The organism is bacterium (genome assembly GCA_026398675.1).
GTDB lineage: Bacteria > RBG-13-66-14 > RBG-13-66-14 > RBG-13-66-14 > RBG-13-66-14 > RBG-13-66-14.
In genome coordinates this window covers 1-14,732 of the sequence record JAPLSK010000386.1, presented here as the reverse complement: position 1 = coordinate 14,732, position 14,732 = coordinate 1, and the positions used below count along the sequence as shown (strand labels likewise).

Annotated in this window: 12 protein-coding genes; 1 reads left to right on the top strand and 11 read right to left on the bottom strand. The window is 62.6% G+C overall.

Going from position 1 to position 14,732, the window contains the following annotated elements; all coding sequences use genetic code 11:
- Positions 1–373: 373 nt before the first annotated feature.
- The 10 genes from NTW26_11585 to NTW26_11540 form a co-directional block, all read right to left on the bottom strand.
- Positions 374–970, bottom strand: a complete 597-nt coding sequence (locus NTW26_11585; protein MCX7022888.1) for a hypothetical protein — start codon at positions 968–970, stop codon at positions 374–376.
- A gap of 185 nt (positions 971–1,155) precedes the next feature.
- Complete coding sequence (locus NTW26_11580) at positions 1,156–1,833, bottom strand: TonB family protein (protein MCX7022887.1); 678 nt, start codon at positions 1,831–1,833, stop codon at positions 1,156–1,158.
- A 62-nt stretch (positions 1,834–1,895) separates the two neighbouring features.
- A complete protein-coding gene (locus NTW26_11575; protein MCX7022886.1) occupies positions 1,896–2,309 on the bottom strand; it encodes a biopolymer transporter ExbD in 414 nt (137 codons plus the stop codon).
- A gap of 10 nt (positions 2,310–2,319) precedes the next feature.
- On the bottom strand, positions 2,320–2,730 hold the full coding sequence (locus tag NTW26_11570; protein MCX7022885.1) for a biopolymer transporter ExbD: 411 nt from the start codon (positions 2,728–2,730) through the stop codon (positions 2,320–2,322).
- A 12-nt stretch (positions 2,731–2,742) separates the two neighbouring features.
- On the bottom strand, positions 2,743–3,552 hold the full coding sequence (locus NTW26_11565) for a MotA/TolQ/ExbB proton channel family protein (GenBank protein MCX7022884.1): 810 nt from the start codon (positions 3,550–3,552) through the stop codon (positions 2,743–2,745).
- A 46-nt stretch (positions 3,553–3,598) separates the two neighbouring features.
- Entirely contained in the window at positions 3,599–4,966 is a 1,368-nt protein-coding gene (locus NTW26_11560; GenBank protein MCX7022883.1) for a GWxTD domain-containing protein, read from the bottom strand.
- 574 nt (positions 4,967–5,540) lie between these two features.
- The gene (locus tag NTW26_11555) at positions 5,541–6,548 is read right to left on the bottom strand and encodes a PorV/PorQ family protein (GenBank protein MCX7022882.1); all 1,008 of its coding nucleotides are present in this window, start codon (positions 6,546–6,548) and stop codon (positions 5,541–5,543) included.
- A gap of 86 nt (positions 6,549–6,634) precedes the next feature.
- Complete coding sequence (locus NTW26_11550) at positions 6,635–9,037, bottom strand: hypothetical protein (GenBank protein MCX7022881.1); 2,403 nt, start codon at positions 9,035–9,037, stop codon at positions 6,635–6,637.
- 110 nt (positions 9,038–9,147) lie between these two features.
- Positions 9,148–10,431, bottom strand: a complete 1,284-nt coding sequence (locus NTW26_11545; GenBank protein ID MCX7022880.1) for a TonB-dependent receptor — start codon at positions 10,429–10,431, stop codon at positions 9,148–9,150.
- Positions 10,350–11,813 (bottom strand): TonB-dependent receptor, encoded by a 1,464-nt coding sequence (locus NTW26_11540; protein ID MCX7022879.1) that lies wholly within the window; start codon positions 11,811–11,813, stop codon positions 10,350–10,352. The genes NTW26_11545 and NTW26_11540 overlap by 82 nt, the downstream gene beginning before the upstream one ends.
- 396 nt (positions 11,814–12,209) lie before the next feature.
- Here NTW26_11540 and aspS point away from each other — a divergent pair, with 396 nt between their 5' ends.
- A complete protein-coding gene (gene aspS, locus NTW26_11535) occupies positions 12,210–14,030 on the top strand; it encodes an aspartate--tRNA ligase (protein ID MCX7022878.1) in 1,821 nt (606 codons plus the stop codon).
- A gap of 172 nt (positions 14,031–14,202) precedes the next feature.
- Here the strand turns inward: aspS and NTW26_11530 are convergent, their stop codons facing one another.
- Complete coding sequence (locus NTW26_11530) at positions 14,203–14,640, bottom strand: hypothetical protein (protein ID MCX7022877.1); 438 nt, start codon at positions 14,638–14,640, stop codon at positions 14,203–14,205.
- Positions 14,641–14,732 lie beyond the last annotated feature (92 nt).

The window sequence follows — 14,732 nt, the reverse complement described above, 5'->3', positions numbered from 1 at the left end:
TCGCTTCCCGGTTCCACGAAAAAAGGGCCCCCGCGGTTCCCTCTCACTGCGGGAGGAGGTTTGCCTCACGGGATAAAGGGTGCGGGCTGCCGCAGTCTCCCTCTCCCCGTGGGAGGCCTGCGAGGCACAGGCTGGGGTGAGGGCAACCTTAAACCCCCTCTCCCTCTCAGGGAGAGGCTCGCCTATGGGCTGGGGAGGAGAGCGGCCCCCTCTCCCTTTTAGGGAGAGGCTCGCCTATGGGCTGGGGAGGAGCGCGGTCCCCTCTCCCGGCTCGGGAGAGGGTCAGGGTGAGGGTCGAGGTAGGGAACGTGAAAGCGGCGGGGACTGAAGTCCCCGCCCTACATTGGGGCGCCCGGCGTCTAAACCGCGGACGCTAATCCGAGAACCCAGCCTTTATCTCCCCCCAGCTCGCGGGCTGGACGCGGGTATCCTCGGGCGTGCCCAGAAGGTGGAAGAAGGCCGCCTTATCCCACTGGTTCCACTGGAAGTACAGGTTGCCCACATCTTTGCAGGCCCACTTGCAGTTCCTGGCATCCGTGCGGATTTCGAGCCAGAAACGCGTCCCGCCGTCAACGTGGCGGGGGTCAATATTCAGCCGGTAGTGCCACACCCGGTACTCATGGTAATCGTCACCCGTGTCGGTCTCCTCCACATCGAAGGTTCTAGTGGTTATGTAGTAGCCGCCGGGCATGCCGTAGTGGTCGTAGCGTATGGTAACGTTGAAAGGCTGGGGGTGGTAGTCGTCATCAGGGAAGTAGTAATAAGCCCAGCATTCGACGGCCTCGAGCACCGCGTCGGTCTCCAGGGTGAAGTCGTCCTGGGTGTAGAACTCGCCGTAAATCCCAAAACCTCCGTTCATTCTCACAAGGTCGTAGGGCTCCTCCCAGAGGACCTCGAGGTCGTCGTCGGCCAGGCCGAGCGTGGCCGAAAACGTGAGGGCGCAGAGTAAAAATGTTATCGTCCGGGTCATGATTTCACCTCCTCACCCCCCCTTTTATGCCTTCCCCGAGGCTAATTTAATCTATCACGAAAAATTAAGGTCGTCAAGGGCCACCGAAACATGAATAAAACACCAGCCTCGGTGTATAAAAAAACCGGACGGTCTCCCGTCCGGTTCAACGCTCGGCGCAAGCCCCCGCCGGGGCCGCCGTCCAGTTAGTAGACGTCAATCTCGAACTCGTAGTTGATGGAAATCTTCTTGGCGATGGGGACGCCATTCTGGGTGGCCGGCCTCCACTGGGAGGACCAGGCAGCATCGATCGCCGCCTGATCGGCCTCGGGCTTGCCGGTGCTGCGGATGACCCAGACCTTGCCGATGTTGCCCGATTCGTCTATGTAGAGCCCGATGGAGCAGGTGCCTGACCAGCCCGCGTCCTTGAGCATGGGCGGGTACACGGGGTCCGGAGCGGAAATCTTCTCGGGAGGCGTTAGCCCCCGCTCTTCTTCGCCGACCTCATCGCCGCCGATGGGCCCCAGATCTGAGAAGACGCTATGGCCGATATCCTCCACCACGACGTGCTCGAAGGTGGGGATATCAATGGTCTCCGCGGCCTCCTCGTCCTCGGATATCTCGGGGGCGGCCTGGACGAGCTTGGGCGGTGGTTTGACCTCGGGAATCTGAATCGTTTTCGAGGGCGGTTTTATCACCTCGATGTTCTCCAGCTGCTGGACGCTGCGCTGGAGCATGAAGGGCTGCACCGCCCCCACGAAGTTGCTCATCCCCAGGATGATCACCTGACAGCACAGGATGGACAGAAGGAGCGCCTGGATGAAGAGGCCTCCTTTGGCCTTCGCGTCGAATAGGCGACCGCCGCTTTTGTCTTCGTTTGCCATGTAGAACCCCTTTTTCGGCCCGGGTTTTATACGCCGGGGCTGTGGGGTTTGTTCCTCTGTTGTTAGAGCCCTCCCGTCTTGAGCTCGGTGGAGAGGGATATCTTGTAAGCGTGGGATTTCTGGAGCTGCTGAAAGACCTCCATCAGCCGCCCGTACTCGGCGGTGCGGTCCGCCTTGAAAATCACCGTCAGGTTCGGGTTGGCGGCGACCTCCTCGGTCATGATGTCGGGCAGAAGCTCCAGGGCGACGTAGCGCCCGTCTATGTTGATGTTGCCGTTGCGGTCCACGTAGAGGGCGATGGTGTCCTTGCGCTTCGTTTTCTCCACCGTCTCGGCGGCGGGGAGCTTGATCTGCGGCCCCCGGTTCTCGTTGAAGACCGTGGTCGTCATGAAGAAAATTAGAAGCAGAAAGGCGATGTCGGACATGGACGCCGCGGGGATCTCCGGTTTTGACGTGATCTTCTTCTTCAGTTGCACGGCCGGCCCCCTAGCTGATCTTCAGCGCGATGCGCTGAAAGTTCGCCTTCTTTATCTCGTCGAAGACGTCTATCATCATCTCGTAGCTCGCCTTCTCGCTGACCTCGAAGATCAAGGCCAGTTCGCTGTCATTGGCCAGACGCTTTTCGAGCTCATCCTTCAAAATGCCCTTGCTCGGAATCGGCTTGGTGCCGTCGGGTGTCGTCAGGAAGATGGAGCCGTCCGCGGCTACCTGCACGGTGATGATGTGGGTCTGCTTGACCTTCAGCGACGGACCCTCGGCCGGCAGCACCAGCCGGATCCCCTTCTCCACGTTGAAGATGGTGGTGGTCATGAAGAAGATCAAGAGCAAGAAGGCGATGTCGGACATGGACGCCGCCGGTATCTCCGCGGACACCCTGCTTTTGCGTTTAAAGGCCATGGGTCACCCCCGTCAAGCCTGGGTGTCTTCGATGGTGATGAGGAGCTCGGCGGTGCTCTCCTCCATCTCCAGGACGAATCGGTCTATACGGCTGGTGAAGTAGTTGTACATGATGAGCACGGGGAAGGCGATGGCCAGTCCGCACGCCGTGGTGATCAAGGCCTCGGAGATACCGGAGGCGACGATGGTGGCCTTGACCTCGCCGGCCCGGGAGATGGCCTCGAAGGCGCGGATCATCCCGGTGACGGTTCCGAGGAACCCGAGGATGGGCGCGATAACGGAGGCGGAGGCCAGCACGATCAGGCCGCGTTCCAGGAAGGCGAGCTCCACGGCGCCGGAGTTGGCGGCCGCTTTCTCCGCCGCGGCCACGCCGCGGTCGGCGCGCTCCAGGACGGCCTTGAACACTGCGGCTATGGGCCCACGGGTCTTCTTGCATTCCTCAATGGCCTCACCGCGCTTGCCGGCCTTGACCAACTCGACGATCCGGTCGGTGAACTTACGGGCGTCTATCTTGGCGAACTGGAAGGTGAACAGGCGCTCGATGATGTAGGCGCCGCCCAGCACGGCGGTCAGGAGCAGCGGGTACATGACCGGGCCGCCCTTGGCGAAGTAGTCCTGGACCGATGCGGCCTCACCTTCCTCCTCGGCTGGTGCGGCGGGGAGCGCTTCCGCTTCGCCCTCGGCGGGCGGGGTCTCCCCCTCGGTGGTGGTCGCGTCGCCCTCAGCCGCGGCCTCCTGCGCGAAAACGATCGTGGCCGGGGCCAGCACGAAGAGGGTGATCGTCAGCAGTGCGAACAGTCTGAGACGTCTGACTTTTGCCATGGAGTGGTCCTCCCGGGTGCAGAAGTGAACTTAATTTAAGAAGGGTCTAGTACTCGCCCCTCTCGGTCGACCATACGATTTCGTAGTTCGCGAAACCCGTCCGGTCCTCGAAGAGGAACTTCCGGGAGCTCGAATCCGAGCTTGATGCGTAATATATCCACAGCAGGTGGGGCTTTTCCAGGTTCACGATGACGCCCATGAACTCGCCCACGCTGGTATCGGTCCGGCCCTCGTTGCCGTGGGCGGCCACCGCCGTTCCCTGGCGGCCGTCCTGGCTGAAGCTTCCCTCGAGCTCCGAGGCCTCGCCCTCCAGGTGCTCCGTGCCGGCGATGCCCGCGCCGAGGGGGTTCTCGACGATTTCATCGGGAGGGCCGTACTTGACGTAGAGGCGACCCTGGTCGGTGTCCAGTCCGTCGGTGTAGCCGGTGGCGAAGTGCACGCGCACATAAGCCAGACGACGGTAGTACTCGATTTTGTATTCGTTTTCGGGTGTCGTCGGGTCGGGGTCCCTCACGGTCCAGAAATGGTCCACCATGGTCCAGCGTCCCTCGGGCGGCGCGGCCTTGAGCCGAATCAGTTCATCCTCGGTGACGATGAAGCCGATTTCGTGAAGTATCTGCTCGAACTCGCGATCGGTCATCGGGACGTCGGAGACGCGGGCCACCTCCGTCACCGCCTCGGAAGTCTCCGGTCCGATCCAGAAGAAGGATTCCCTCTCCCCTACGCCCTCCCCGGAGGAGTCGTTCGTCAGCCGGCCCCGGACGGAGTATTTGCCCTGGGTCCAGCCCCCGGCATTCACCGAGAAAACCGTGCCCGCGATTCCGCTCCCCGTAAAATCGGTCACCCCGGACTCCACGAGCCTGCCCGGTTCGTCGTATATCTCGTAGGAGAACGTGTGCTTCCCGGGATGGGTGAGGAGCTCCAGGAAAAAGTAGAGGAGGTTGTCGTCGGGCGATACCTGCCGCCGGCTGGCCAGGGGGGCGACGAAATAGTCGTCCTTCACCAGATCGGCTTTTCCCTTGTAATTCCCCTCGGAATCGAAATCCTCCTCGGTGACCGCCTGGGCCAGGGAGGCGAGCTGGATGTCGCTGATGCCGGGTACCGGTTCGAGGTCAATCTCCAGGGGCAGCACAGCCGTGCCCTGGAGCTTCGAGTTGGGGTCGCCGATGGTCAGCCGGGCCTCGTAGAGGTCGGGTTCGATTTCCACGCGGAATGTATTTATAGAGTAGGCCGAGTCTTTATGCGTCTGATCCTCGACGGTCACTTCGACGTCGTTGGTGACGTTCTTCCGGTAGATGACATCCCCGTCGGGGTTGAGAATTTCCAGCTTGGTGACGTATGTGGCCCACCAGGTCCCCTCGGTGGTGGGGATGAATTTCAGCGAGGTGTTGGGCACCTGGTAGTATATCTCCACGAGTGTTCCCCGGCTGCCGAAGAACTGGCGGCTGTCGGCGGTGAACGGGATGTCGCCCTCGGAGTTCGACGGTCCGAAGTCGGCCGCGGCCGGGATCAGAAAGAGCTTCCGATGTCTGGTTCGGCAAATCGCCCCTTCCTCGACGATACGTGTCCGGGTACCTATTCGTTTAGGGAGCGGGGCGGTCTGCCCGTGTTTCGCTCGTCGGCCTCGCCCTACTCACGCTCGACGATCCGCGTCCGTGCACCTGTTCGTTTAGGGAGCGGGGCGGTCTGCCCGTGTTTTGATCGTAGGCCTCGCCCTACTCACCTCGACGATCCGCATCCGGGTAGTCGTCGGGTGAAGAACCGATGCCCTGAGTCGGGGAAAGAGGCCCGTCGGCTCGACTGCCTTCCCGCATCCTCTCGCCGGTCCGGATTTCCGGGTGCGGTCGGGACCGTCGCTGGAACTTCCGTGACCAGTGTCTCACTTAAAACTTGGGAGGTAGAACCCTCGCGCCCGGTCTGGGTGGATTCTTACTGAGCGGGGGGCGCGTTCGGCCCCCCGCCTTTTTATTTCGTTACGCCCCCTCGTCTTAGAAGGTGAATCCGAGGGCGAAGCGCAGCGAGTAGCCGAGACGACCCAGATCAGCGTAAGCGGTGTCCACGTGTATGAGGGAGGTCCGGCTCAGGCCGACATTGAAGCCGACTCCGGCGGTGAGTCCCGGGAGAATGCTGTCGTCCGCCGTGCCGGCGAAGAAGTCGTAGTTGAGCTCGTACCCCACGCGGAAGGACACAAGGTTGAACATCCTGTACTCGAGGCCCAGGTTTACGCGCTCCTCGGCGTCGTTGGGATGTATGGCGTCCAGACCCAGGGTGATGAAGTGGTCATCACCCTCCAACAGGTCGTAGGCTATGCCCAGCCGGAAGGTCATGGGCAGCGAGAACGTGTTGAAATTCGTGATGAGGTACCCGCTCCCGTCACGCTCCAGCTCGCCGTAGGTTCCGTCGAAGCGCAGATCCCCGCCGAAGTGCTGGATCGCCATCCCGATGCGCAGGCTCTTGAAGCCGGTGTCATACAGGGTGCCGATGTCAACGCTCCAGCCCATAGCGTCGTAGGTGTCGATGGTCTCCATGATGTACTGGCCGCGCAGGCCGACGCTGAACCGGTCGGTGAACTTGCGGGCGTAGACCACCCCGACCGCCAGATCGGACGCCGTGAAGGTTCCCAGGGAACCGTCCTGCATATCTTGGGTCGTGCGGGTCATGTCGCCGTAATCCAGGTAGGTGGCGGTCAAGCCGAACACACCGATGTTGCCGAAGTTGTAGGCTCCGGCAAAGCTCATCAGTCGGGTTTCGGCGACCCACTCGTTGTCCTCGAAGAAGACGTCCCCTCCGGGGATGCGGGTGATACCAGCCGGGTTCCAGAACGCGATGGAGGCGTCCGCTGGGCCGGTTGCCACGCAGGCTCCCCCCATCCCCATCATCCGGGGACCGATGCCGATTTTCAAGAACTGGACGCCCGCCGTTCCGGTTTTTTCCTGAGCTACGGCGGAAAAGACCAGCATCAGCACCAGGAGAAGCGCCAGGGTTTTAGCCTTCATCAGAACTAGCCCCCTCTCAGGTAAGCTGTATTATGTCTAAGGTTTCCTCGAAAGCGTGTCGGGGGGAGACGGGCTCCCCCCGTTGATTACATTCTCTCGCCCATGATGATGGCGAACTTCCCTATCTTGGTGCCGAGGCCGAGTTCAGTGGCGTCTATATGGTAGATGTAGACGCCGGACGCAACCTCCATGTTGTTGCGGGACTGGAGGTCCCACCACGCCGTGCCGGAGGTTTGGTTGTTGTGCTCGATGATGTCCACCAAGTCGCCGGAAATCGTGTAGATGCGGATGGTGCAGCGGTCGGGCAGGTTGGTAAAGGCGAGCTTGCGCTCGACGATGCCTGTCACGGACCGGGTCTGCCAGTCAACCCCGCCGATATAGGGGTTGGGCACCACCAGCACGTCGTCCAGGGTGTTCCTGTTGCCGGTTGTAAGGGTCACCTGGACGTAGTTGGCACGCACGCCGCCTTCCAGCGCGGGGTACGGATCCTGGCCAATCTGCTCGTTGTAGAAGGGGTGCGCGCCGAAGTCGAAGGAGACGACGGCGTAGTAGTAGGTGAAGTGGTTGCGCGGCGGCAGGGGCTTCGGGACTACGTAGTCGTCGGCCCATGTGTCGTCGCCGCCACGCGAGGAGTAATCCACCCACTTGTCCCAGTGGGCGTAGTTGTTTCCGTCGTCGATGAACTCATAAATCCGGTTCCCGGTGCCCGGGGCGTACTGGATTTCATCCCAGTTGTTGAGCTGGTTGTACTCGTACCGGACGTCCGAGAGGTCGGGATCGGTGGGGTGGCCGGGGCCGTTGTAGCCCGGGGCCTTCCAGTACTCGCCGCCGTGCCAGTCGGAGGTGTCGTTGACGTCCTTGTCCCACCAGCACAGAAGGTCGCGCAGGTAGGGCATGGGGTCCTCACCTGGATGCTCGCTCTGGTACCAGGGCTTAAGGTCGGCGTTGTCGCCGAGCTGGTCCAGCGTCGCGCCGCGGTAGAGGCGGTAGCCCTCGAAGTCGATCTGGTTGTTGGAGCTCACATCGGGCAGGGTCTCGATGCTGTCGGTGAGGTTGATCACGGGGTCCCAGTGGAGGATGACGCTGCCGTCCTGAACTCCGGCTGAGAGAAGCGGGCTTTTGGGCGGCGAGAGGACGACGAAGTCGTCAACCTCGTCCCCCTGGCGGGGGTCGTCGAACTTGCCGTTGAAGCCCAGGGAGTCGGTCAGCGCCTGGTCGGCGTTGCGGCGCAACCCGTTGCGGTGGTTTCCGATGACGAAGCAGTTGCGCACCTCGAGCACTTCTCCGGGCTGCATCCCCGCGCCGGCCATGTCCTCGAAGGGACCGACCGACGGGCAGATGCGCCAGTCGTAAGCGGTGGAGATCTCTTCGTAGGTCCCGACGTCCACCATGTAGGCGAACTTGTAGGCGTCGTTCGCCGGGTCGTTGTTGATGTCCCAGGAGTGCTGGGCGGTAACGACGTACTCACGCTCAGCGGGGCCGCCGGGGTCGATGCAGGCGCGCAGGAAGCGCACTCCGACGAAACCGGGGTACGGGCCGCCCGAATCCCAATCGAAGTCGAACATGTAGCTCATCTTGCGCGGGGCGGCGTTCTGGTAAGCCGGGTCACCGGCGAAGTGTCCCCAGTAGGGCTGGGTGGTCTCGTCGCCGTCAATCACCATGGGGAAGTTGACGGAGTCGTACTCGTCGGGGATGCCGTCGCTGCCCGCGACCCAGGTGACGTTGTTGTAAAGGTCGCCGTCGCCGAAGGGCTCGCCGGAGCCTTGCCCGAGCTGGGTGCTGTTACCGTCGAACTGGGCCAGGTCGTTGCCGGAGGAAACCCCTCCGCCGACGTCGCAGTCGAAACCGAAGGCGATGTACGTCTGGGGATCGAGCGGAGCCGCGCCCACGTAGCGCATGAAGTAGTAGACGGTGAGCCACTCGTCGTGACCCGGGGCGCTCCAGCCCATGGACTGGGCGACTACCTCGAGCCCGATGATGATCGGCGAGCCTTCATCGGTCATGTACCAGTGGCCGTCCTGGTCCGAGACGCGCGATGGAACGTTGGTGCGCCAGTACTCGCTCATCCAGCTGTAGTCGGTGCCCTCTTGCGGCCCGAAGGACGAGGGGAGCGGGAAGGCCGTGCCGGGGTCGGTATTGTAGATCGGCGACTTCGGATACCAGTCGAGTTCACTCATCACGTGGTAGACGTGGATGACGGTCTCCTGGTTGCCGAACCACATCGAGCCGGTGTAGTTGTATTCAACGCCCGAACCGAGAGGCCACTCGCCGTTGGGGACCACGCCGCCCGAGCCGATATTGTTGCAGTTGAACACCACGTTGCCGAAGTTGCCGATGTTGTGGGTGAAGGTCATGATACGGTAGTTTGAGTCCGGTTCCACCGTGGTGAGCGAGCGGGCCGTCACACCGTTGGAACCGACCGTCACCACCCCCACGACGAAGGCCGCCAGGGCAAAGGCTAAAAGGCCTATTTTAAGTTTCAGCTTCACGGAGATTTCCTCCTTGCTCCAGAACGGTGAATGTTTACGACAAACTGGGTAATGCCTTTGGCATATCCAGGGTAGGTCGGGGCCGACGGTTCGACCCCGACCTCTGTTGTCTAGAAGGAGATGCTGCCGCCAACACGGAGCTGGAAGGGCTCGTCGTAGACGTTCACGTCGTCCCACGGTCCATTCGCGTCACCGTAGAGATAGTAGAAAGCCGTCCAGTCGCGGTTACCGCCCGTGCCCTCGTCGGGTCCCAGGTTGGTCACGTTCCAGCGGTCGAAGATGTTGAGCGCCTCGACGAAGAGCTGGAACTGCATGCCCCACATGTTGATGTTGTAGTTGACCTTGGCGTCCAGGTTCATGGACCAGGGCATGCGTTCGGCGTTTATCTTCTTTTGTGCGCCCTGCTCGGTGGGAGGCGAGTACGGCGTGCCGGAGCCGAAGCTGAAGTTCAGGTTGGCGCCCCACGTGTCGGCGTCACGGAAGTCGAGCATCAGGTTGACGGTGTGGGTCACGTCCCAGTCCAACAGGTTGGCTTCCAGCGGGAGGTTCCAGCCGTAGTACGAGTAGTCGTACCCCTGTCGCCAATCCGACGACAGGCCCCGGGCGATGGAGTAGGTGTAGGCTATCTTCGAGCTGAACCAGTCGGTCCAGGTGCCGTCCACAACGATTTCTACGCCGCGGACATTACCCCAGTCGGAGTTGGTCGTCCGGGTGTAGTTCCAGAGGCCCAGGGGGTGATCGTAGCGGATGGTGTCGAGCTGCCCGGAGACGTCCTTGTAGAAACCGGTGACGTCCAGGAGGACCGATTTGGTGAACAGGTGCTGGACGCCGATTTCGTAGGAGATGGTCTTCTCGGGCTTCAGGTCCGGGTTTCCAAAGATCGGGTAAGCGCCGGCCGGCTTCTCGTAGTTACCCATGTAGATGTAGCGGAAGGCCGGCATCTGGAAGAAGTGCCCGTAAGAGAAGTGGAGCTTGTCGAACTCCGAGATCGGATGGGCGATGCCCAGGCGCGGCGAGAGCTGGTACTTGGGCTCGGCGTCCACCCGGGGGATGTCCTGGAAGGTCTCGTACTGCGAATCGGGATCGGAGTCCTGGGAATCCATCGGATTCTCGGGGTAGTCGGTGTTGGGATCGAAGTAGTCGAAGCGCAGGCCCAGGTTGATGATCATCTCGGAGTAGTCCATCTTGTCCTGTACGTACAAAGCACCCTGCCACGGGAAGACGTGGTATTTATCGCCGTAGGTGTTGGAGGACAGGGGCTGGCGCTGGAAGAGATCCACGTCGTAGTTGGTGTATTCCAGGCCGGCCTTGATCAGGTTGTGCTCGTCGAGCTCGGTGGTGAAGTCGCCCTTGCCGGTCCAGATCTGCTCCTTGCGGGTTTCCCAGATGCGCATGTCACCCTTGGTGTAGAACCAGCCGTCGGGCCGGCCTGCTGCCAATCGGTGTCGTAGTCTTCCCACCACTTCATGTCGCCGATCTGGTGACTGCCCCAGGAGTCGCCGTTGTTCCAGACCTGGATCTGCTGGCCGGGGCTATTCGGATCGTTCTCCCAATGCCAATCATCGTCGCCCCAGCGGACGCCGAAGTGGCTCCAGGAGTTGAAATAATTGGCGCGGATGGTGTAGTAGGTCTTCTCGTTGATCATGTGTTTCCACATGCCTGAAATCTGGTACGTGTCGCGCCACGAGTGGTACATGTTGTCCAGCGTGTACTGGTACTGGACGTCGAAGAGGGGGCGATAGAGCTGGTTCAGGGAGCCGGAGAGGGTAAACGACATGTCCGGGGAGAAGTTGAAGCGGAGTTTGCTCTGTGCGTTGTACTCCCAGCGGGGCCGCGGCATGATCAACTGGGTTCCGGTCGTGGTGTAGTCGCCGGAGAGGAAGAAGGTCATGAAGCTGCCCAGCGGGCCGCCGACGGACCCCTCGCCTTTCCAGAAACGTCCCTGGCGGGTCCGGGTGGTCCAGGAGATGGGTACGGAATTCCAGTCGGGCTGACCGGTGGACTCCAGCACCTTCTCGGAGCCGAATTCCTTGGTGGTCTGCAAGACCTCCTGACGGAACCGGATCATCCCCTCGTAAGTCTTGGTGCTGCCCGCCTTCGTGGTGATGTTGATAACGGCGGACTGGGCGTTGCCGTACTCCGCGGAGAAGGTCCCCGAGATGATGGCCATCTCGGCGATGGCGGAGTTGTTGACGCTGGAGGCGGCATACCCGGTGACGGCATCCAGGATCGGCATGTCGTCCACCATGTAGGTGATCTCAGTGGCGCGGCCGCCGCGGACGTGCATGAAGCCGTCGTCGTTTGTGACGCCTGCCTCGTTCGCCATCAGATCGTAGAAGCTGTCCGCCGGGAGCTGCTCGATGTCCTCGGCGGTGATGTAGTCAATGGAGGTCGTCAGGCTGGGTTCGATCAGGCGGTGTTCGGCGTGGACCGTGATGGTCAGCACCGTTTCCGCATCGGGGCGCTTCATCGTGAAGTTGACGTTGCGCCGCATGTCTGTGAGGAAGGGGATCTCGACGTAGGTGAAGTCCACGTACCCGGGAGCCGAGCAGGTCACGTTGTACTGTCCGGGTGGGACGTCACTCCGGGAGAAGTACCCGTCCTCGTCGGAGGTGGCGTGGATGTCCGTGCCCTCGATCCGGATCGTGGCGAAAGCGATTGGCATTCCACTTTCGTCCGCGATGATGCCGGATATCTGCGCCGTGTTGCCGGCCAGGACGGGCGCGACAATCACCAGGCAGACGCAGAGGGCCAGGGCCGCCTTAGTGCATTTCATTAACAACCCTCCCTCGTCAAGTTACGGGGTTCAGCGTACCAAGTATCATCGGAAGAAGTAAAGATGAAATCTCGTGGGGATCCTCTAACGACACCCTCGGGCCCGACGGATAACCCCCAACCGGGGCAGACGGTACCCCATTCCGGCGTGCCCTCGCAGTCTATGCAAGCATAGTTAAAGGTAATACAGTCGGGTACCCGTGTCAAGTAAAAACCAGGCGCCGGGGACGCCCCTCATCGAGCGCGTTCTCATCACTTGAGACGCTGGACTGCGAACACGGTATCTGGTAACATCCGCCGGGTTCGGCTAATGAGGGCAAGGGGTTTCGCTAGAGGCGTAGCTCGCTTCGCTCGGTTAAACCCCTTGTCTCCTCTAGGAATTGGTGAAGGAGCGGTTTTGGCACTCGATTACACCGGACGCACCCACACCTGCGGGGGCATCTCCGCCGCCGACCTGGGGAAAACGGTCACCCTGTGCGGCTGGGTGCGCCACGTGCGCGACCTGGGCGGCATCGTATTCATCCGTCTCTGGGACCGCTACGGCGAGAGCCAGATCGTCGCCGACCCCGAGCACGCCCCCGAGGCCGGCCGGATAGCCGCCGGCTGCCACCCGGAGTACGTCGTGGTTCTGCGCGGCACCGTCCGGCTCCGGCCCGCGGACCAGGTCCGCACCGACCAGCCCACCGGCGAGGTCGAGGTCCTGGTGGACGAGCTGGAGCTGCTCTCCCCCGCCAAGCCCCTCCCCTTCCCCATCTCCGACGAGGCGCCCGTGAACGAGGAGCTCCGGCTCCGGTACCGCTACCTGGACCTGCGACGCGGCCCCATGGCCGAGATGCTCCGCTTCCGTCACCGCTTCATGCTGACGATGCGCAACTGGCTCGCCGAGGCCGGATTCCTCGAAATAGAGACCCCGATGCTCACCCGGTCCACCCCCGAGGGAGCCCGGGATTTCCTTGTCCCCAGCCGCGTCTACCCCGGCTCGTTCTACGCCCTGCCCCAGAGCCCCCAGATGTACAAGCAGCTTTTGATGGTGGCCGGCGTGGACCGCTACTTCCAGATCGCGCGCTGCTTCCGCGACGAGGACGCCCGGGCCGACCGCCAGGTCGAGTTCACCCAGCTCGACCTGGAGATGAGCTTCGCCGGCGTGGAAGAAGTGTTCGCCGTAGCCGAGGGGCTCTTCGGCCACCTCTGGGCAGAACTCCTCGGGGTGGAGCTCCCCGCCCACTGGCCGCGGATGACCTACGCCGAGGCGATGGACCGCTTCGGTTCCGACAAGCCGGACACCCGCTTCGGCTTGGAGCTGGTCACATTCTCGGAGGCCTTCGAGGGCACCGAGCTCACCTTTATAAAAGGTGCGCTCGAGGGGGGCGGATGCGTGCGCGGGATCCGCGTGCCCGGTCAGGCCGGGGCCAGCCGCAAGACCCTGGACGTCTGGGAGAATATCGCCAAGTCTGCCGGCGCGGGCGGCCTCATCTGGGTCAAATGGTCCGCCGACGGCTCCTGGAACGCCAGCATCAAGAAGTACCTGACCGACGGGGCGCTCTCCGAGCTCCAGCGCCTTTCCGGCGCCGGGCCGGACGACCTCCTCCTCCTGGCCGCGGGGCCCACCAGTCGGGTCAACACCGCCCTCTCCCGCCTGCGCCTGGCCCTCGGCGACGAGCTGGGGCTCATCCCCCCCGGCCGCTGGGACGTGCTGTGGGTGGTCGAGTTTCCGCTCTTCGAGACCGACGACGAGGGGCGCCTCACCTCGAGCCACCACCCCGTCACCATGCCCCACCCCGACGACCTGGAAAAACTCGAGTCCGACCCGCTCTCGGTCCGTTCGTCGAGCTACGACATCGTGATAAACGGGGTGGAGATGGCTTCCGGCAGCCCCCGGATCCACGACCAGGAGATTCAGCGCCGGGTGTTCCGCACACTGGGGCTTTCCGAGGAGGCGGTGCGGGAGCGGTTCGGCTTCTTCCTCGAGGGGCTTTCCTACGGCACGCCGCCCCACGCCGGCATCGCGCCTGGACTGGACCGGCTCATCGCCCTCATGCTGGGGCGGGAGAACATCCGCGAGGTCATCCCCTTCCCCAAGACGCTGCGGGCCTACGACCCGCTCACCGACGCGCCCGCGGCCGTGGACCCGGCCCAGCTCGCCGAGCTCGGCCTCCGGGTGGACGACGGGTCGAAAAAAATCGCCCGCGGAGGCGATGAGGGGACGCAGTCGAGCTGATACGGCCGATGACGGAGGCTCCGTCAGGGTTGCGGCCACGTTTAGCCGCCGGGTCTCGGCCCGGCAGCCCTTTACAACTACGGTTTCGACTGGCTCGAAGCCTTAATCCAACCCCAGCCAACCTCCTCAACCGCAGGCTCCTCCCCGGTCCACCTCCACGTGGGTGACGACTCTACGGCGCCGACCAGATGACCTTTCCGATCTCATCCAACAGGCCCAGCCCCGGCCCGTCCTTAGACACGCCCAGAGCAACGCGAGGCTCGCCGTTCTCATCGGACAGGACTAGCCTCGGCCCGCGCTCGGTTATATCCAGCACGGCGCGAGGCTTGCCGTTCTCGTCGGTCAGGACCAGCCCCGGCACGCTATTATGCACGGCCAGCGCAACGCGAGGCTTGCCGTTCTCATCGTATAGGGCAAGCCCCGGTATACCCTTGGCCACAGCCAGCGCGGCGCGAAACTTGCCGTTCTCATCGAACAAGCTCAACCCCGGCCCGAGCTCGGTCATTTCCAGCTTGGCGCGGATTCGGCCCTCGGCATCCTCCATCACAATGCGGCGCTTCAAGGCGGCCAGCTCCTGCTCCAACTTCTCCAGCCGTTCTTCGACAGTCATTTTTAATCTCCTTCTTGGAGGACATTGAATAGATAGCTCTATCCCCACACCCTAGCCCTCGCCCACGGGTGGCGTCGCCGGGATAGTCGCGT

What these genes read in the sequence shown, in the direction of transcription:
- NTW26_11585 (MCX7022888.1), bottom strand. Translation starts at nt 970, where the DNA reads ATGACCCGGACGATAACATTTTTACTCTGCGCCCTCACGTTTTCGGCC.
- NTW26_11580 (MCX7022887.1), bottom strand. Translation starts at nt 1,833, where the DNA reads ATGGCAAACGAAGACAAAAGCGGCGGTCGCCTATTCGACGCGAAGGCC.
- NTW26_11570 (MCX7022885.1), bottom strand. Translation starts at nt 2,730, where the DNA reads ATGGCCTTTAAACGCAAAAGCAGGGTGTCCGCGGAGATACCGGCGGCG.
- NTW26_11565 (MCX7022884.1), bottom strand. Translation starts at nt 3,552, where the DNA reads ATGGCAAAAGTCAGACGTCTCAGACTGTTCGCACTGCTGACGATCACC.
- NTW26_11555 (MCX7022882.1), bottom strand. Translation starts at nt 6,548, where the DNA reads ATGAAGGCTAAAACCCTGGCGCTTCTCCTGGTGCTGATGCTGGTCTTT.
- NTW26_11545 (MCX7022880.1), bottom strand. Translation starts at nt 10,431, where the DNA reads ATGCGCATCTGGGAAACCCGCAAGGAGCAGATCTGGACCGGCAAGGGC.
- NTW26_11540 (MCX7022879.1), bottom strand. Translation starts at nt 11,813, where the DNA reads ATGAAATGCACTAAGGCGGCCCTGGCCCTCTGCGTCTGCCTGGTGATT.
- NTW26_11530 (MCX7022877.1), bottom strand. Translation starts at nt 14,640, where the DNA reads ATGACTGTCGAAGAACGGCTGGAGAAGTTGGAGCAGGAGCTGGCCGCC.